The organism is Sphingomonas xanthus, assembly GCF_007998985.1.
GTDB lineage: Bacteria > Pseudomonadota > Alphaproteobacteria > Sphingomonadales > Sphingomonadaceae > Sphingomicrobium > Sphingomicrobium xanthum.
Window position 1 is genome coordinate 2160100 of the sequence record NZ_CP041659.1, and the last position, 18626, is coordinate 2178725.

Here is an 18626-nt window from a genome sequence, read left to right on the forward strand (position 1 = left end):
GCGAAAAAGGTTATCAAAACGGAAACCCATTTCGATTAACGACCTGCCCGCACTCTCTGAAGCGCCGCCCTCGACAAGCCCCTCCTGCCTTGCCACAAGATCGGGGCAACAGAGGGGAGGGCGTGTTGGACTTCATCTCGATCCTATCGATCTTCGTGCTGGCATGTTTCGTCGGCTATTATGTGGTTTGGTCAGTCACCCCCGCGCTGCACACGCCCTTGATGGCGGTGACCAATGCCATTTCCTCGGTGATTATCGTTGGGGCGCTGATCGCGGCGGCCGCGGCGGGCAATGCCCAGGCCAAGTGGCTGGGCCTGATTGGCGTAGCCCTCGCCAGCGTCAATATCTTCGGCGGCTTTGCCGTCACCCAGCGGATGCTGGCAATGTACAAGAAGAAGGAGCGCCGCGATGCATGAGGCCGCGGCAATCCCCGCCTGGGTGCTGATTGCCTATCTGGTCAGCGGCATTTGCTTCATTCTTGCCCTGCGCGGCCTGTCGAGCCCGGTAAGCAGCCAACGCGGCAATCGCCTTGGCATGATCGGCATGGGGATCGCAGTAGGGACCACGCTGGTAACCCACGAAATCGCCGGTCTCGGGGAAATCCTCATTGCCATTGGTCTTGGCGGTGCAGTCGGGTTCCTCGTTGCCCGGCGGATCCAGATGACCGCCATGCCGCAGCTGGTTGCGGCTTTCCACTCGCTCGTTGGCATGGCCGCAGTCCTCGTGGGCGCCGCGGCATTTTTGAATCCTGGCGCCTTTGGTATCACGGACTCGGCGGGCGCGATCATGCCGGTGAGCAGGATCGAAATGGGGCTCGGTGTCGCAATTGGCGCGATCACATTCTCCGGTTCGGTGATCGCTTTCTTGAAGTTGAACGGGAGTATGAGCGGCGCGCCGATCCTGCTGCCGCTGCGCCATGTCATCAATCTCGGCACGCTGGCCGCAATCCTTGGATTGATCGGCTACTTTACGCTCGACCAGAGCCCCTGGATTTTCTGGACGGTTGTGGCCCTGAGCTTCCTGATCGGTTTCCTCCTGATCATCCCGATCGGCGGCGCAGACATGCCGGTCGTGGTCTCGATGCTGAATAGCTATTCGGGCTGGGCTGCGGCGGCGATGGGGTTCACGCTGGGCAATACGGCGATGATCATTACGGGCGCATTGGTCGGCTCGTCTGGCGCGATCCTCAGCTACATCATGTGCCGGGCAATGAACCGCAGTTTCATATCTGTCATCGCCGGTGGGTTTGGTGCCGTTGCCAGCAGCGGCGCGACCGAAGCCATCGATCGGCCCTACAAGCGCGGCAGCGCCGAGGATGCAGCTTTTTTGATGAGCCAGGCCGACAAGGTCATCATCGTTCCTGGTTACGGCATGGCTGTCGCCCAGGCGCAGCATGTTCTGCGGGAAATGACCGACCTTCTGAAGGAAGAGGGGGTGGAGGTTAAGTTCGCCATTCATCCGGTCGCTGGCCGCATGCCGGGGCATATGAATGTGCTGCTGGCCGAAGCCAGCGTTCCCTATGACGAGGTATTCGAGCTGGAGGACATCAACAGCGAGTTCGCCACCGCCGACGTCGCCTTCGTGATCGGCGCCAATGACGTAACTAACCCTGCCGCCAAGACGGACAAGGGATCCCCGATTTACGGGATGCCGGTATTAGACGTGGAAAAGGCTCGCACCGTCCTGTTCATCAAGCGCAGCATGGGCGGGGCGGGTTACGCGGGTGTCGACAACGAGCTATTCTATCGCGACAACACGATGATGCTCCTCGCCGATGCTAAAAAGATGGTCGAGGAGATCGTTAAGGCCTTGGGTTAACGGAACTTCCCCTGCTAACCCGGGGATAGATTCGCATCTGGGTTGAAGCCCCCAGCCGGAGCCCCGGCGGGGAGTCCGGGGAGGGACAAAGTGAGGAAATTGGGAATTATTGGCGGCGCGACCTGGTCGTCGACGGCATTGTACTACGATCACATCAATCGCGGCGTAGCCCGGCGGCTGGGCGGATTGCACAGTGCGCGCCTCATCCTCGAGAGCTTTGACTTTGCGGAATATGCCGCCTTCCACCAGGCAGACGACTGGGCAGGGGGCAATGCGATGGTGGTCGATGCCGCCCGCCGGCTAAGGATAGCGGGAGCGGAAGGACTGCTCCTCGCATCCAATACCATGCACAAGGCCGCCCAGGAGGCGATCGCCGCGACCAACCTTCCGTTGCTGGACATCCGCGTTGCGACCGCTGAGCGCCTTATCGCAGACGGGCGCAGCCGTATCGCGCTGTTGGGTACCCGTTTCACGATGACTGAGCCGTTCGCTCGGGCGCCCTATGAAGATCGCGGTCTCGTCATTCATGAGCTGACGCCCGAATGGCGCGCCGAGGTCGACCGGATCATCTACGAGGAACTGGCGGCGGGCAGGGTCATCCGCGAAAGCCAACGCAAGCTGAAGACGCTGATCACCGAGCTTGGCAAGCAGAAGGTCCAGGCTGTCGTGTTGGGTTGCACGGAGCTCGTGCTGGCCGTGGACACACGCGCCAATGTGCTGCCGGTCCACGATACCACCGCGATCCATGCCGGCATGGCAGTCGAATGGATGCTCGAGGAGCCGGAAGAGGCGCGGGCCGCGGCCTGACTATCGCGCCGGTTTCGGCTCGATGATGAGGTAGATGGCGGTCTCTGGGCCAACGTTCACAACTTCGTGCCAGCCGACCCCGTCGCTTGACCAGCTAGCGCCGGTCATGAGCTTTCGCTCGACGGTGCCCTTGGCATCGGTGATCCGCATCGTCCCGCCTTGCACGATGTAACCCCAGTGCGGACGGTGCCAGTGCCGCTCATGCCCGACGCCCGGGGGAAACGTGCAACGGCCGACGCGCATTGCTGCGTCGTCGCGGAGCACTTCGCAGACCTTCTGTCCCTTCCAGCCGGCGTCGAAGGCCTCGGGCAGGGGCTCAGCGGCAGAGACAGCGGATAGTGCGATAAGCGTCATGATCATTGGCGCGGCTTGCCCTCTCGCGTCGCGGCGCTCAAGTCCCTACATCCATGCCGTGAACAAGGCCGACCGACCTGACGATCCTCGCGGCGCATCGCGGTTCAACGAGGAAAAGGCGACTGACGCGCTCCGTGGGGCCGAAACGCCTGACCTCGAAGCGGGTATCGATGCGATCCGCAACGTGTTGCGGACACTGCCAGCGCGCCCCGGCGTCTACCGGATGCACGACGCCATGGGCGATGTTCTCTATGTTGGGAAAGCCAAGGCGCTCAAGAACCGCGTGACGAATTACACGCAGGTAGCTCGCTTACCGAAGCGGCTGCAGAGAATGGTCGCACAAACGCGGTCCATGACGATCGTGACTACGCGCACCGAGGCGGAAGCTCTGCTGCTCGAGGCGCAGCTGATCAAGCGCTTCCGGCCGGCGTACAATGTCCTGCTACGCGACGACAAAAGCTTTCCATTCATCCTGCTGCGTGAAGATCATGCCTTTCCGCAGGTGCGCAAGCATCGCGGGGCGCGGCGCGCCAAAGGGCAATATTTCGGGCCGTTCGCAAGCGCCGGTTCGGTCACCAGCACACTTAATGCGTTGCAGAAACTGTTCCTTCTAAGAAGCTGTTCAGACAGCTTTTTTTCTAATCGTACGCGGCCTTGTCTATTGTACCAGATCAAGCGTTGCTCGGCTCCATGTGTCGGACGGATCAGTGAAGCCGAATATGCGGAATTGGTCGAGGACGCGAAGCTGTTCCTGGCCGGTAAGTCGACCGGAGTGCAGGCGCGGCTTGGCAAGCAGATGGCCGAGGCGGCAGCCAGGCAGGATTTTGAGCTCGCGGCGGTCTATCGGGACCGGTTGCGTGCGCTGACCTATGTCCAGGGCAGCCAAACGGTGCATAGCGAGGGGCTGGGTGACGGCGATATATTCGCGCTCGCATGCAAGGCGGGCCAGATGTGCATCCAGGCATTCTTCATTCGCGGCGGCCAGAATTGGGGACATCGAAGCTTCTTCCCAGCGCATACGCAGGACGTGCCCGAGGACGAAGTGCTGAGCGATTTCCTCATGCAGTTTTACGAGGAAGTGCCTCCGCCCAAGCGGATATTGCTCGATCGGGATCTGCCGGAAGCCGCGCTGATCGGCGAGGCGCTGGCGGAGCGAGCGGGGAGCAAGGTCGAAATTGCACAGCCGCAGCGCGGCGCGCGGCGAAAGCTGATCGAGCAAGCGCGGCGCAATGCCGAGGAGGCGCTCGATCGGCGGCTGGCGGAATCGACTACCCAGGGAAAGCTGCTGCGCGAGTTGGCGGATGCGTTTGAATTACCCGAGCCGCCCAAGCGCATCGAGATTTACGACAACAGCCATATCATGGGTGCTCATGCCACTGGAGCCATGGTGGTTGCCGGGCCCGAAGGCTTCCGCAAGAACGCCTATCGCAAGTTCAACATTAGGTCATCGATTACACCCGGCGACGATTTTGGAATGATGCGGGAAGTGCTGGAGCGGCGCTTTGCCCGTCTTGAGAAGGAAGATCCGGACCGTGGTGGAGGTGAATGGCCTGATTTGCTGGTGATCGACGGCGGCAAGGGGCAATTGTCGGCAGTGCTAGAAATCATGGAAGAAATGGGCGTCCAGGACGTGCCTGTCGTCAGCGTCGCCAAGGGTCCGGACCGCAACGCCGGACGCGAGATCTTTCATATGCCGGGTGGCCGCGAAGTGAGTTTTCCTCCGAATTCGGGGCTGCTGTTCTTCCTCCAGCGGCTTCGCGACGAGGCGCACCGCTTCGCCATCGGGACCCACCGGCAGAAACGTGCCAAGAGCCTGACGACTTCGACCTTGGACGAGGTTCCCGGCATTGGTCCCAGCCGCAAGCGCGCGCTGCTGATGCACTTCGGGACAGCGCGTGCGGTAAAGGGCGCAGCGCTCGAGGATCTTGAGCGGGCACCGGGGATCAGCAAGGCGATGGCGCGCCAGATCCACGATTACTTCCATCCCGGCAGCTGATGCGGATCGTTACGCCGGCCATTGTCGTCGCCATGCGCCCGCATGGCGAACACGGCGCAGTTGTGCGCTTGCTGACTCCAGAGCACGGGCTTCAGGCGGGCTATGTGCGAGGAGCGCGGGGGCGGCGGCTACGCCCGGTATTGATCCCTGGGAACCTGGTCGAGGCGACACTAAGCGCGCGAACCGAGACACAACTCGCCCAGGCTATGGTCGAACCGGTGCGAAGCCGGGCGCCGCTGCTGCAGGAGCCGCTTCCAGCTGCGGCAATTGATTGGGTTTGCGCGCTAACGGCGACCGTTCTGCCGGAAGGACAACCCTATGCCACGCTATATCAGGCGCTCGATGGCCTGATCGGCGCGATTGAGGCAGCGCCTGCCGCGAGCGGTTGGGGCAGCTCCCTGGTGAGGTATGAATTGCTACTGCTTGCCGAGCAGGGATTTGGTCTCGATCTCGGCCAATGTGCCGCAAGCGGCGCGACTGATCGGCTTGTTGCCGTCAGTCCACGGTCTGGAAGAGCGGTGAGCGCGGCAGAAGCGGCGCCATATGCGGGAAAGCTGCTGCCGCTCCCGCCATTCCTCGTGGGGGGCGGTACTGCGGATTGGCCGGACATCCTCGATGGGCTGCGGCTGACCGGTCATTTCCTGAGCCGCGACCTGCTTGGTGACCGGGTCGCGCCAGTGGAGGCAGCGCGGGATCGGCTTATCGAACGCTTGCGTAGGGCTGCTGGAACGGCCTAGCGTTAACCATGGCCGACACGCTTGCCCTATTATTTCCTGCTGAAGCCACCACCGGCGCCATTACGGTGCGCGTAGCGGTCAGCTATTTGGTCGAGCAGTCTGCTCCCGAACAGCAGCGTTGGTTCTGGTCCTATCACATCCGGGTTGAGAACAACGGCGAGAACCCAGTCCAGCTCCTCGCGCGTCATTGGAAAATTATCGATGGCCATGGGAATGTCCACGAAGTCCGCGGGCAGGGCGTCGTCGGCGAGATGCCAGTCATCAAGCCGGGTGAGAGCTATGATTATGTGTCAGGGTGCCCTCTCGACACGCCATCGGGCTCGATGAGTGGATTTTACCAGTTGGTGGACGACCAAGGGGACGCGATTGAAGCCGTCATTCCCAAGTTTGAACTGACGAGCTGAATAACGAGGGCCGGGATGAGGCTAGTCTTCAGTCGGGAATGACGAGCAATCGTACCGGACCGGATGCATCGCTCCGATTTGACAATGCGTGCCTAATCCCAGCGCAATCTGCATGACCTGATGAAATTAGAGGGAAATCGGCACGACCGGGAACCTGCTGTGCCTTGCTGTTCGGATGTTCAATAGCCACTCGATAGCTGCCCACGGGCATGTTTGAATGTAGGCACCCGACTGCATCGTCAGGGCTTGATGACGACACCATTTGTATCCTGACGGCGGGTGCAACGGAAACCCTGATGTTCACAATTGCTTTGTCCGAGGCCCCTTGGCCAGCCTCGCCCAAGGCGGGGGCGGTCAGCAATGCTGCACCCGAAAACAGGACTACGCTCGAAAGTGTCCGGATGCTTGCGATCATGAGTTTCACTCCTGGTGAAACACTCTGCCGCCGCAAGGCGTAGGATCCCCTAACTTTCCTTCCAGAACGGACCATTGCCTAACTGCGATGCGCAATCCGCATAGCATCATGGAAAGGCGTTTAATTCAAGATCGTTAGGCGAAAATTAACCGTCTCCTTCTACCGGAGGAAGGTCCGAAATGGACCATTTGTCTTGTAGAAAAGGAAACTGTGATGTCCGCGACTATCAAACAGTGCGCTCTTGCGCTGTTGCTCGTCGGATCGTCCGGCGTCGCATATGCGTCGACGCAAGGCACGGCCGGAGCGACTTCGTCGGGAAGCGTCAACATTAATGCTTCAGTGCCCGCGCGGGTTCGGATTTCCAACCTGTCGGATGTCAATCTCAGCAATGTGGATCCAATGGTGGACGCACTCAACGCTCAAAGCGTTTGCGTCTGGAGCAACACGTCTACTCGCGGCTACAATGTCACTGCGAGCGGAAGTGGGGCAGGAAACGCCTTCACGTTGAGCAGCGGCGCCCTCCCGGTTGTTCCCTATAGCGTCGAGTGGGCGGCCTCCGCCGGCCAGAGCACGGGTACTGGGCTCGCCACGGGCGTTGCGCTTACCGGCCTGGTGTCGACGGCAACCTCGGCGGACTGTTCCTCCGGACCTGCCAACAGCGCCAGCCTTGTCGTGAAGATTGCTTCCCCTGAGCTGCAGGCCATGCCGGCCTCTACCAACTATACGGGGTCGCTGACTTTGCTCGTAGCGCCCGAGTAACCGGGCTGCTGCCGGCCGTGCCAATGCACCGATCTTGGATGCAACCTCTGCGCCATCAGAATGGCGTGGGGAGGCGTTTGGCTGCTGCAGCGTTATGCATTGCCGCCGCTGGCAGCTTGCTGCCCGCGGCGGCTCATGCCCAGCAGGTCAGGGTCACCTCGCTCACAGACGTGAACTTCGGCATGGTGAACAACCTCACGGTTGATGCCGTGCAAAGCCAGAGTGTCTGTGTTTGGGCTAACGGATCTGCTCGCGCCTACAGTGTCCGGGCGACGGGGTCGGGAGCGGGCGGAGCATTTGTCCTCTCCTCCGGGCCTGCTTCGATGGCGTATCAGGTGCGATGGAATGATGCCGCCGGAATGTCCAACGGCCAACAGCTGAACCCGGGCATTCCGCTGGGCGGACAAACCACCAATGCTCAGAACCAGCTTTGTACAAATGGGCCGCCGGCAACTGCCAGCCTGATCGTGGTGTTGCCCGCCACGTCTTTGATGACAGCCAGCCAGGGCGCCTATTCGGGGACGCTGACGCTTTTAGTTGCGGTGGAATAAGTGCGCCCGCAGGGAATTTATCGCCAGGGCATCCGATTGGCAGCCGCGTTAACCATGTTGGGCGGCGCGGCGCAGCCGTCGATGGCAAAAGCGGAGTTTTCGCTTCTCGCCCAGGCCCCGGACGGATTTGATGATCTTGAAACGCCGCGCGAGGTCGCGGTCGAGGTCTTTTACGGCAACCGTTCATTGGGACTTACCCGGGCGATTGTTCGCCCGGGCTTTCTCCGTTTCGTCGATCGTGACGAAGTTGCCGGATACCTCGCGAGCGTCGCGGATCGAGGTGCGATCGCGTCCAACTTGATCGGCGATCTGCCGACGAACGCCAGCCAGGCATGCTCAGCGATGAAAACAGCCGGCTGCGGCGTCCTGGATACCAATGGCCTGGCGATCATTTACCGCGAAGACCAGCTTCGGGTGGACGTGTTCCTCGGACCGTCGGTGGCAAAGCAGGCCGCTGCCGTAACCCGCGAATATCTGGAACCAAGCTCGTCCGATCTCGCGTTGGTGAATTCTTTCGGGGGTTCGGTGGCGGGAAGCTTCAACGCCAGTCCCGACTATAATCTGCAATCTCGGACCCTGATTGGCTGGGGATCGCAGCGGGTGCGTGCCAATACGAGCGTCGCTTCTGGATCGGGGTTCATGGTCGATGACCTGGTGGTTGAAGTCGACCGGCCTGGCCAACGCATCTATTCCGGGCTCTTCTGGGCTCCCGGGACAACATTGATTGGACGGAGGCGCATCGTCGGCGCGGGGGTGGCGAGCCAGCTGGATACGCGGTTAGGCCACGAGAAACTCCGGGCTACTCCGATCAGCGTCTTCCTGCAGCAATCTGCCCAAGTTGATCTCTTGGTCGACGGCAGGCTGGCATGGTCGCAGCAGGTTGAGGCCGGGAACCAGCTGATCGACACAACTACATTACCCGACGGGACATATCCCGTCGTGGTCAGGGTTCGAGAACCGGGACGAGGGGTGCGGGAAGAGACACGCCTTATCACCAAGGACCGAGGTGTCGTTCCTCTCGGGGAAACGGCCTACCACGCCTATGCGGGTTGGCTTGCGCCGGTCGCTTACGGTCGGGCGCTCAGTCTGGGTGACGAACTCTTCTACCAGGTGGGTGCTGCTCGCCGCCTTGGGCAAAAGTCGGCGGTCGAGGCGACGGCGCTTGGAACATCGGAGAAGATCGTCGCGGACCTTGGTTTCGTTCATTTCTCGCGGTTGGCAAGGCTCAGGGTGGGGGTTTTGGCTTCGACTAGCGGGGAGCGCGGCGTCTCGCTGCAGACGAACTCCACGTCAGGCGGGCCTGCACATTTCAGCCTGGACCTGCGCAAGGTGTGGGGAAGCCGGGACGGACCAATCATTCCGGGAGGCTCTAGCGGCTTCGGATTTTCTTCTGATTCCGCTCGTCCTTCACTTAGCCGCGGGACCAATCTGTTCCAGGTGAACGCGGCTTTCAGCTACCAGCTCAAGCGGGCAAATTTTCGCTTGTTTGCCAACTACTTCGACGGCGATGTTGGTAAAGCAGATTATGGAATTGGACCGAGCGTTGATTGGCTCGCGGTCCAACGCTCCCGATTTCAACTGCGAGTGGAAGCGGATGCCCAAAAGAGCAGAAACGCAACGTCCTTCTATGCAGGGGTTAGGTTCCTGACCGTTGCAGGAAGTCTTTCGCTCAATGGTTCGGGCGGGGTTCGCTCGCGGTCGCGGGACAATGAAACGATTGTCAAAGCGGTCGGAAGTGCAGATGCCGAGCTGTCGGGGACGACATCGGGTGGCACCCGTTATACCCTCGGAGCGGGGATCGATCAGGGCACGGATTCGACTGGTTTGCGCGCCTCGAGCGCAGCATATTCGAACTACGGCAACCTAAGAGCCGATCTGCTGCATAGCTTTGGGCGATCAACGAACTATTCGCTCAGTGGTCACACCGGCGTCGTAGTTGGCTACGGAGCAAGAGTGGGCGGCCGTTCGGTTCAGGAAAGCGCTGTCGTCGTGAAACTCGATGCCAATCCGGATGCCGGCTTGTACGAGATCCTGGTGAACGAGCAGCCAAGTGGACGCGTCCATGGTGGTCAGGCGACGACTTTGTTTCTTGCGCCATACCGTCAATATCAGCTCCGCCTCCGACCGGTCGCTGATGCGGCAACCAATTTTGACGCTTCGTCGAAGTCCGTCTCGCTCTTTCCCGGGACCGTTCACCACGCCAGATGGACCGCCGTGAGAACGGTAACGGCCTTCGGTCAGCTGATCGATCGAACGGGACAGCCGCTTGTCGGCGCGAACATCCAGGGCAAATATGGGGTCGCTCAGACAGATGGGCTCGGATATTTTCAGCTGGATACAGCGCAACAGGACAGCATCGAGGTACGCACCTCGGCGGGTGTCACGTGCGAACTCCACCTCGATGGAAAACCATCACGTCATGGCCTGGCCTCAGTTGGGAAAGTGAGTTGTCAATGAGTTACCGATTCTTGTCGCTGGCGACGGCCGCTGTGTCTGTCGCGGCTTTTCCGCAAATCGCTGCTGCCGAGATCGTGCTTAGCCAGCTGGTACTGGATATTCCTGCAACTCGTCCCGCGCGTCAGGATATCGAGATTTGGAACAGTGGCAGCGAGCGGACTTATGTTTCCGTTACTCCGGCGGAGATGATTGAGCCGGGCACGGCAAAGGAAAGACGGCTTGAGCAACCGGACCCAGAAAAACTCGGCCTCCTGGTCTCGCCCGGAAGGCTGATTCTCGAGCCTGGTCAGCACAAGATCATCAGAGTTACGCCGCTTGATGACGCTAGTGACCGTGAAAGGGTCTACCGGCTGACTATCCGACCTGAAGTCGGTGAGGTGACTGGAGACCAAACCGGCCTCAAGATCCTTGTGGGTTATGACGTGCTTGCGCTCGTCCGCCCAGACCAACCCGTTCACCGGTTAACGGGCACGTGGGCGGGGTCTCAGCTGAAGATCCGAAATGACGGGAATACGAGCGTTGAACTCATCGGGGGGCGCAGCTGCACGGCACCTAACCAGTGCACCGATGTTCCTGGGAAACGGCTATACGCCGGCGCAGAGTGGAACGTTCCTGTTACCACTAAGGCAGCGGTCGAGTTTCGTTACATGGCGAACGGCAAGACACAGACCGTCCGTTTCTAGGCCGACCCTTTTACCAGGATAAATAACCTCCATTGTGGAGGATTTAGCAAGCGTTCCTAAGGCATTGCTAACTACATGAGTGGGGGCGGTCTCCTCGAGGCCATGGCCTTTGAGCCATGAAAACTCGCTTCATCGCCGCGGCGGCGGGAAACCCCACATTCCCGCCGCCGCATCACGCGAATGGGGCAGGCGGGGTGTTGTGGATGTACCAGATCAAACGCTGGGCCAATATTGACTACCGACTTGCTCCTAAAGCGGGAGAAAGCTGGGCCGACGAGGCGTTCTATCTCCTGGCGGGCCGCCTGGTTCACCTTTACCTCGTGGTCCTTGGCACGATGTGGGTTTGTGCCTTCCGCTTCCTCGCAACGGTGCCGCCTGCACTCGGGATCGGTGCTCCTACCGCCTTCACGCTCCTGATCGTCGGCCGGCTACTGTTCTGGCGCCGCCTCAGCGCTCGTCGGTCTGACCCTACCGCTATCCGCAGCAGCATCCAGCAGCTCCAGATCTTTGGCCCGTTAGTCGGTCTTCTGGTCGTTGGCTGGGCCATGGCTGTGTACGGTTACGGCGACGCCCCCCAGAAGGACATGGTTCACTTCCTGACGTTGACCTGCGGGATGTTTGCGGTGCTTTGCCTCGGCGCCACGCCCTTTGCCGGCTCTCTTGTGGCCTGCTCAGTGATCGTACCGTCAAGCATGGTGTATTTCTTTGAGAGCCATCCCAACAGCTTGTCAGTGGGGATCATTCAGCTCGTTGTATTTCTCATCGTCGTGCGGGTGGCCTTTTCCTATCAAAGAAACTTCCTGTGCCTGTCCGAGGCGCGCCGCCAAAGCGCCGAACGGGCGCAGGCAAATCATCTCCGTGCAGAGATAAGTGACCATCTGGCTTCGACCGATCCCTTGACCGGGTTGCTGAACAGGCGCGCCTTTTTGGCCGCGTTGGAGGGTCAAATCGCATCGCCGCGATCATCTATTCAACTCGCGATGATCGATCTTGATGGCTTCAAGGACATCAATGACTCTCTGGGACATGCGGCAGGAGACGTACTCTTGCAGGTGCTCTCCAATCGCCTGGTGTCGGTTTACCCGGGTGCTGGCGTTGGCCGGCTTGGCGGCGATGAGTTCGCGATCCTTTTTGACGCAGGCAGTGATGTCGACCGCAGTGATCTGGTGAAGCTGGCTGAGAAGCTAAGCGTCCCGGTCGTTCATGAGCAGATGAAGTATAGCGTCAGTGCCTCGATAGGACTTTTGAAGGCGGCGAATAGCGATCTGACGGTTGCGTCTTGTCTCGAGCGAGCAGACCACGCCATGTACGCGGCCAAGCAGCAAGCAGGGCCATCGGTGGTCGTCTATGGCGAGCGGCTCGATAGGCAGCTTCGCAACCGCCAAAAACTCCTTGGGACAATTTCCCGGCCGGGCTTCGAAGAGTATTTGTCGCTGGCTTACCAGCCCATCGTCGACACGAAATCGAGCGCTTGCGTGGGAATCGAAGCGCTAGCCCGGTGGAATTCGCCCGGCCTCGAGTCTCTTGGCGCTGCGGAGTTCATTGCGACCGCCGAGAGCTGTGGCCAGATGCACGAAGTGACACGCGCAATCGTCGCCAAGGCAGTGAAAGAATGCCCGGCGTGGGAGAGCGGCGGTTCCCTGTTTCTCAATATTAGTGGCCGCGACCTGATGGTTGAAGAATCGATGGACTTCTTGGCGACCACGATCGTCGAGGCCGGATGCATGCCGGAACATATCGTATTCGAGATCACCGAGACGGCGCTTATCAATGTCGAAGCTGCCGTTTCATCGATGCGCAGGCTAGGCGAGAGGGGATTCCGCTTTGCCCTGGATGACTTTGGATCGGGACAATCCAGTTTGAGCCGGGTTCATCGCCTGCCGATCGACGTACTGAAAATCGATGGCGCGTTCATCGAAAACATCGTCGACGATCCCAGGTGCCGAGCGGCCGTCGGCACCGTCCTCGAACTGGCGAGGCAGATGCAGGTTGATTGCGTGGTTGAGGGTATCGAAAGCGGCGAGCAATCCGTTCATGCCGCGCGTTTGGGCGCCCGCCTGATGCAGGGCTATTACTTCGCCAGGCCGAGTTCGGCATTGGACGCGCTCCAAGCCCTCAGCGGGATGCCTGGCAGCAATCTAGCTGCCGGTTTGCCGCAACTTCGGGTTGCGGGTTAGCCATCACCAGAAAAATTTCCGGTTATCCATTGCGCCGCCGGTCCGACCGTGCCAGTTTTTCGTTGGACGGACGGCAATGATCGTGGCTCAGCGCCGCGACTTTGAGGCTATTGCGGAGTAGGATGAACATCTTGACTGGCTCAGTCGTTGTCGCTTGGTGAGGCGACAATGAACAGCAGAGGTCCGGTGTATGTCGTAGACGACAACATCGACATGTGCCTTTCTTTGAAGGCACTTCTCGAGGCATGCGAATTCGAAGTAGATACGTTTAATTCTCCGACACTATTCTTGGAGGCAATTGAACGCCTGGAGCCAGGCGTTGTCTTGCTAGACCTTAGGATGCCTGAAATGAGCGGGCTCGAGGTCCTCGCCCAGATGAACGGCTTTGTGGAACGCTTTCCAGTCATCTTTATCACCGCGCACGGCGAGATTGATGTGGCCGTCAAGGCGATCAAAATGGGCGCCAAGGACTTTCTGCAAAAACCCTTTGATGATGACGCGCTGATCGGGGTCATCGAGCAGGAGATGAGCGGGCTTCAATCAAATGGCGATGTGGGGACGACCTCGGAAACGCCCAGGCTGCACAGTCTCTCACCGCGCGAACGAGAAGTTGTCGAGGCGCTCGCGCAGGGCCTGCCAAACAAGGTGATAGCTAACCGGCTGGGCCTCAGTGTGCGTACAGTCGAGATGCATCGCGCGCGAGCCATGAGTCGTCTTCAATGTCGTACGTTTGCGGATCTGCTACGCGTGGTACTTCGGCAAGGAGGCGAGACGCCTCAGGGGCGAGAGTTCGGGTCGACCGCTGAGTGACTGCTGCGGATTCGGCTGGATAGCGCGGCTTGCACAAAGACAACATCGACAGATAATGGTCCGCGAGCTTTAGCTGCATGGCGCGGTGCCTCGGCGTCCTTGCGCTTTCGACGGCGATTAGCGCGATTTCCAGCCTGAGCTGCCAATAGGCCTGGCTCATTGCGGGGATGGCATTAGCGCGTGGATCCCGCGCAGGTAATCACGCATCTGCATTGCCGCTTCAGGGGAAAGCTCGATAATCTTGCGCCGGGCATCGGTCGTATCATCGAGCCGTCGCAACAGACCCTGGTCGGTCATCAACTTGATCCAGCGAAGTGCAGTGGTTTGAGGCACGTTCGCGCCAACACAAAGGCTCGATACCGTGACACGGCGTTGCTGTAATTCAGCCATGTAAAGATCAAGAAGAATATCCCAAGCCGGATCAGCGAAAAGCACGTCGTCGAAGAACGATGTACGAAGCCGACGCGTCCGAAGGATGGTGTCGACCATCCGACATTGTTCAGCAGCGCTCAAGTCATCGCCGTCGGCACCGGCGCGCGGTGATCGTGAAAGGGTTGGTGCGATATGCGCCAAGTGGGCGCTAAGGCCGGCAAAAGAACGGGTCACAGACATACTCCACTTTATGACTCGGCGATGTCAATGTGGACCGAAAATCCTCGCGGATAAATATCGCGATACTACTACGGTAGTCATACGGTATGATGGATCGACCCAATGATGGTTATGGTGCCCCATTAACTTCGACGGGATCCAATATGGATCGAGACACGCGACTTCCAACGGCCATAGCCTCATCGACACAATCGCGATGGGTGGTCATCGTCGCGGCTGTAGCGGGAATTTTAGCCCTCTTGGCCGTTGCGGTCAGTCAGGCCAACTATCAGCGTGTGCAGGCAGAAGAGACGGCTGTCGAAAGTAACCGGGCACGCGTGATCGCCTTCGAGCAGTTTGTCCTGCGAACGCTGGAAGCGGCTGAACTCGCGACCCAACATCTTGTCGAGCATGTCCTGGACCGCGTCCCCGATGATGCAACGCTGCTGTCACGGCTCAAGCATGACCAGACAGCTGCCATGCCACTTTTCTCAGGTATCGTGATCAGTCCTGATGGCCGCAATCCGGTTTTCAGCGGCATCGAACGGGTGCCTTCTTCTACCCTTGACGAGATGGATCGGGTCTCGCGGTCAAGTCGGGGCGGCTTGGTCGTTACTCGTCCGTTGCCAGTTGCAGGCCGGGGCAACCTGGTCGCGGTTGTCCGCTCAGTCCCTGCTGACCGCGGCGGAGGTTTTGTCGCGGTGCTGATTGAACCTGCCAAGTTCACGGATTTCTCCGTCGGAGTGTCATTTCACAGCGAGGATCTGATTTCCCTGATTGGCCTCGACGGCATCACCCGGGCTCGACGGCAGGGAAGCATCCATTCGAGTGGCGAAGACGTCAGAAACACTCTCGTCATGAGAAGGCAGTTCGCAAGGCCTAACGGGACATATCTGGGCCCCAGTGTCCTGGATGGCACCTGGAGATATTTTTCGCACCGCCGCATCCCTAAGTACCAACTCTTTGCAACGAGTGGCACATCTCTCGCGGTCGTCAGGGAACGGATTGAACAATGGCAGATAGTTCGACTTTCGATACTTATTGCCTTGGTCCTGGCTATTTGCGCAGCGAGCTTCGCGCTGCTGACGTCGATGGATCGTCGCCAGCGTCGGCTGAACAAGATAATGGCGGCAAATATCCGGTTGAACGAGGCGCAACGCATTGGGAAGATCGGTGACTGGGACTATTTTCCAGGAGAGGACCGGCTTCATTGGTCAGATAATTTGCGGGCCATGTACGGCCGGGATGAATCGGAAACCGTTTCGAAATTGGGCGATATCGCTGAATATTCGGACTCGCGCGATATTAGCCGGGTAACGGGGGAGATCCGAAAGGTTCTCGAGACCGGAGCAACTCGTAGTTACGAATTAAATGCGCGAATGCGCGACGGAACTCTCAGTGCGCGTCGCATCATCGCAGCCCCCGTTTACAATGACAGTGGTGAAATCATCGGTGTGCACGGCATCGATCAGGATGTCACCGGCGAGGTCAACCTGCGCCGCGCGGAAGAGCGCCTACAGGAAATCGCTCGGCTTGATTCCATGGGCGCGTTGGCGGCGACATTAGCTCATGAGCTAAACCAGCCGCTGGGCAGTGCGACGAACTATCTGGCGGCTGCCAAGCGCAGATTAGGCATGAACAGCCCGAAGGAGGTTATTGAGGGTCTCGTTCGGGACGCGTTGAGGCAGCTTCATCATCTGAGCAAAATCATCGAGAGCGCGCGAGACCTGGTCAAGCATGATGCCGCGATCGAGGAAGTGGCATCAGTGCCCGAGATACTGGCCTCGGTTGTCGAGCTGCTCCGCTCGATCCGGAAAGGCCGAAGGACCATTATTGAAACCTATGTTGAGCCCGACGCCCAAGAGGTTTGGGCGAACGTCGCGCAATTGAAACAGGTTTTGTTCAACCTCGGCAGGAACGGCATTGAGGCCCTGGCGGATAGTGATGAGCCGAAGCTTGTCTTCACCGCTCAGGCTACTTCGGACGGGTGGCAGTTTTGCGTTACTGACAACGGACCGGGGATGCCTGAGGACTTTGATCCGTTCGCCACCTTGACGACCAACAAGAAAGAGGGGTTAGGGCTGGGGTTGTCCATTTGCCGGACGATCATCGAGGCTCACGGAGGCAGGATCTGGGTCGACAAAAGCAGCGCGAGGGGGACGACTGTTTGCTTCTTCATCTCGTCGCAAAGCAGTCGACTGGAAGTGGCAAACGAGCCAGCGTAGAGACGTTCCTCCCCAATCCCGGTAAGATAACCGCGTGTCGTTCAGTTTCCCCTTTTTCTCTCGTCCCAAACGGTCTTTATCTCCCAAGCCACGCGTGCCCGAAGGGCTGCGCGTTTACGCAATCGGTGACGTGCACGGCTCATTACGGCACCTTGAAGCGCTCCTGAGCGCCATCGCCGAGGATCTAAGACGGCGTCCGGCTACTGCGCATCTCGTTTTCCTGGGTGACCTAGTCGATAGAGGTCCCGCCACCGCTGGCGTTATCGAACGGGTAATGGCTGATCTACCGGGCGACGCCGCCAGCTTTCTTTGCGGAAACCATGAAGAAGTGATGCTCGCCTGCTATGACGGCGAGCCGGATTCCTGCGAAAAATGGCTACAATATGGTGGGCTCCAGACCCTGGAGAGCTATGGGATTACAAGGTCTGAAATTTTCAGCCGGGCTGCCGATATTCCGGCTCTCATGCGGGAGTGCATCCCTCGGCATCACATCGAATTTTTGCGGGGCTTTGATAATTATGTCGTCCTTGGTGACTACGCATTCGTCCACGCGGGCATTCGGCCGGGACGGGCAATCGAGGACCAGGATGTAGCTGACCTGCGCTGGATAAGGAGTGGTTTTCTCGACGATCAGACCAATCACGGTTTCACGATCGTGCACGGTCACACCATTGTGCCCAAGATTGAGGTCCGTTCGAACCGGATTGCTGTCGATACCGGTTGTTACCAGAGCGGAATTCTGTCGGCGCTTGTTTTGGAGGGGATAAAAAAGGGGACATTGATCGTTAGGCGGGGGCCGTGACGGCTTATGTTCAGATTGGTCAGTAATTAGCTATTATTTAAGTTATAGCCGCTATATAATTGACCGGTGCGAGGGGGGAATAATGAGCGACAACCTGGCCTGTTTGTCAGACCAAGACGGGCGGCTGCCTGCGCTTGCTTTAAGCCACATGATGCAGGCACTTGAGTTCCTGGATAGGGACCCAGCGCTGCCTGGAATTATCGGCGCTCGCCTTCAACATGCGATCGATACTCTGTGCGATGAGTGCGGCCTGGAAACACCGACGCCCCTGATTTTTTAAGACCCCAGTTCGCAAAGATCGGGGATTTATTACCGGAACCCGCCGACGGGCTACAGCGTGCCGAAACGCTACAGGCGACCGCTCAGTTTGAGCGGTCGCCTTTTTCCCGCCCGCCGAAAGCAGTTACGCTCAGATATTTTCCCAAAACAGACCGGTCCGAAATGGACCAAATGGTTACGATTTAGTTCAAAGCTACGGTAATAACCTCCAGCTCGGTTATTCATTTGGGCCCATCGGCCTTGGAGGATATTATGAGCGCACGGCACGAGTTTGGTCAGCACAGCCATCTGGACCGTATCTCTTCCTCTGATCTCGAGGCAGCAGCTCGCATCATCCGGTCTGTCAGCCAGATCGTTGAAGGTGCCCAGCCTACCAAGGTTTCTCACCCTGATACGACGGTCCTGGGGCTGGCCAAGAAGCTCAAGGGTATTCGGGCGATCAGGAATCAAGCTTACCCCGCGGACCTTTTTGGCGAGCCGGCTTGGGACATGCTGCTGGCCCTATATATCGGGCGCTGCGAACAATATCGGATGAAAATCACGGCCCTGACGATGGAAAGTCATGTGCCGCCGACTACGGCCCTTCGCTGGATCGATACGCTCATCGAGCGGAACTATGCGAGGAAGGTCCCCAATCCTCGGGATGCGCGCTCGACTTTCGTGGAAATGACGGATGAGGCGTTCGACCAAATGACGGACACTCTTAAAGCCATACTAAGCCGCGAAACCTGGAGATAATTCGGCTGCCTGCGTGGTTGGTG

General features: G+C 59.2%; 18 protein-coding genes. 16 read left to right on the plus strand and 2 right to left on the minus strand.

The window, feature by feature from the left end; translation table 11 throughout:
• Nucleotides 1-125: 125 nt before the first annotated feature.
• The 3 genes from FMM02_RS10860 (at nt 126) to FMM02_RS10870 (ending at nt 2625) form a co-directional block, all read left to right on the plus strand.
• A complete protein-coding gene (locus FMM02_RS10860; protein WP_147495078.1) occupies nt 126-416 on the plus strand; it encodes an NAD(P) transhydrogenase subunit alpha part 2 in 291 nt (96 codons plus the stop codon).
• Nucleotides 409-1818 (plus strand): NAD(P)(+) transhydrogenase (Re/Si-specific) subunit beta, encoded by a 1410-nt coding sequence (locus tag FMM02_RS10865; RefSeq protein WP_147494856.1) that lies wholly within the window; start codon nt 409-411, stop codon nt 1816-1818. The genes FMM02_RS10860 and FMM02_RS10865 overlap by 8 nt, the downstream gene beginning before the upstream one ends.
• Nucleotides 1819-1908: 90 nt before the next feature.
• A complete protein-coding gene (locus tag FMM02_RS10870) occupies nt 1909-2625 on the plus strand; it encodes an aspartate/glutamate racemase family protein (RefSeq protein WP_187107778.1) in 717 nt (238 codons plus the stop codon).
• Here the strand turns inward: FMM02_RS10870 and FMM02_RS10875 are convergent, their stop codons facing one another.
• A complete protein-coding gene (locus FMM02_RS10875; protein ID WP_147494858.1) occupies nt 2626-2985 on the minus strand; it encodes a cupin domain-containing protein in 360 nt (119 codons plus the stop codon).
• Between FMM02_RS10875 and uvrC the strand changes: the two genes are divergently transcribed.
• The 9 genes from uvrC (at nt 2978) to FMM02_RS10920 (ending at nt 13968) form a co-directional block, all read left to right on the plus strand.
• Entirely contained in the window at nt 2978-4975 is a 1998-nt protein-coding gene (gene uvrC / locus FMM02_RS10880; RefSeq protein ID WP_147494859.1) for an excinuclease ABC subunit UvrC, read from the plus strand. The two genes, FMM02_RS10875 and uvrC, sit on opposite strands and share 8 nt — an antisense overlap.
• Nucleotides 4975-5712 (plus strand): DNA repair protein RecO, encoded by a 738-nt coding sequence (gene recO, locus FMM02_RS10885; RefSeq protein WP_425473628.1) that lies wholly within the window; start codon nt 4975-4977, stop codon nt 5710-5712. Before uvrC ends, recO begins: the two co-directional genes overlap by 1 nt.
• An 8-nt stretch (nt 5713-5720) precedes the next feature.
• Complete coding sequence (gene apaG, locus FMM02_RS10890) at nt 5721-6116, plus strand: Co2+/Mg2+ efflux protein ApaG (RefSeq protein WP_147494861.1); 396 nt, start codon at nt 5721-5723, stop codon at nt 6114-6116.
• A 628-nt stretch (nt 6117-6744) separates the two neighbouring features.
• The gene (locus FMM02_RS10895) at nt 6745-7290 is read left to right on the plus strand and encodes a hypothetical protein (RefSeq protein ID WP_147494862.1); all 546 of its coding nucleotides are present in this window, start codon (nt 6745-6747) and stop codon (nt 7288-7290) included.
• Between the two features lie 77 nt (nt 7291-7367).
• Nucleotides 7368-7841 (plus strand): hypothetical protein, encoded by a 474-nt coding sequence (locus FMM02_RS10900; RefSeq protein WP_147494863.1) that lies wholly within the window; start codon nt 7368-7370, stop codon nt 7839-7841.
• Nucleotides 7842-10298 carry a TcfC E-set like domain-containing protein gene (locus FMM02_RS10905; protein ID WP_147494864.1) on the plus strand — a complete coding sequence of 819 codons (2457 nt, stop codon included), beginning with the start codon at nt 7842-7844 and terminating at the stop codon, nt 10296-10298.
• Nucleotides 10295-10981, plus strand: coding sequence for a fimbrial biogenesis chaperone (locus tag FMM02_RS10910; protein WP_147494865.1), 687 nt, complete (start codon nt 10295-10297; stop codon nt 10979-10981). Before FMM02_RS10905 ends, FMM02_RS10910 begins: the two co-directional genes overlap by 4 nt.
• Before the next feature lie 116 nt (nt 10982-11097).
• On the plus strand, nt 11098-13158 hold the full coding sequence (locus FMM02_RS10915) for a putative bifunctional diguanylate cyclase/phosphodiesterase (protein ID WP_147494866.1): 2061 nt from the start codon (nt 11098-11100) through the stop codon (nt 13156-13158).
• 168 nt (nt 13159-13326) lie between these two features.
• The gene (locus FMM02_RS10920) at nt 13327-13968 is read left to right on the plus strand and encodes a response regulator transcription factor (protein ID WP_147494867.1); all 642 of its coding nucleotides are present in this window, start codon (nt 13327-13329) and stop codon (nt 13966-13968) included.
• A gap of 156 nt (nt 13969-14124) precedes the next feature.
• On the opposite strand, the gene FMM02_RS10925 is transcribed toward FMM02_RS10920, so the two are convergent.
• Nucleotides 14125-14574 carry a helix-turn-helix domain-containing protein gene (locus FMM02_RS10925; RefSeq protein WP_147494868.1) on the minus strand — a complete coding sequence of 150 codons (450 nt, stop codon included), beginning with the start codon at nt 14572-14574 and terminating at the stop codon, nt 14125-14127.
• 206 nt (nt 14575-14780) lie between these two features.
• Here FMM02_RS10925 and FMM02_RS10930 point away from each other — a divergent pair, with 206 nt between their 5' ends.
• The 4 genes from FMM02_RS10930 (at nt 14781) to FMM02_RS10945 (ending at nt 18603) form a co-directional block, all read left to right on the plus strand.
• Entirely contained in the window at nt 14781-16784 is a 2004-nt protein-coding gene (locus tag FMM02_RS10930; protein WP_187107779.1) for a sensor histidine kinase, read from the plus strand.
• A 94-nt stretch (nt 16785-16878) separates the two neighbouring features.
• A complete protein-coding gene (locus FMM02_RS10935) occupies nt 16879-17586 on the plus strand; it encodes a metallophosphoesterase (RefSeq protein ID WP_147494870.1) in 708 nt (235 codons plus the stop codon).
• A gap of 82 nt (nt 17587-17668) precedes the next feature.
• Nucleotides 17669-17866 carry a hypothetical protein gene (locus tag FMM02_RS10940; protein WP_147494871.1) on the plus strand — a complete coding sequence of 66 codons (198 nt, stop codon included), beginning with the start codon at nt 17669-17671 and terminating at the stop codon, nt 17864-17866.
• A 251-nt stretch (nt 17867-18117) separates the two neighbouring features.
• Nucleotides 18118-18603, plus strand: a complete 486-nt coding sequence (locus tag FMM02_RS10945) for a helix-turn-helix domain-containing protein (RefSeq protein ID WP_147494872.1) — start codon at nt 18118-18120, stop codon at nt 18601-18603.
• The last annotated feature ends 23 nt before the right edge of the window (nt 18604-18626 follow it).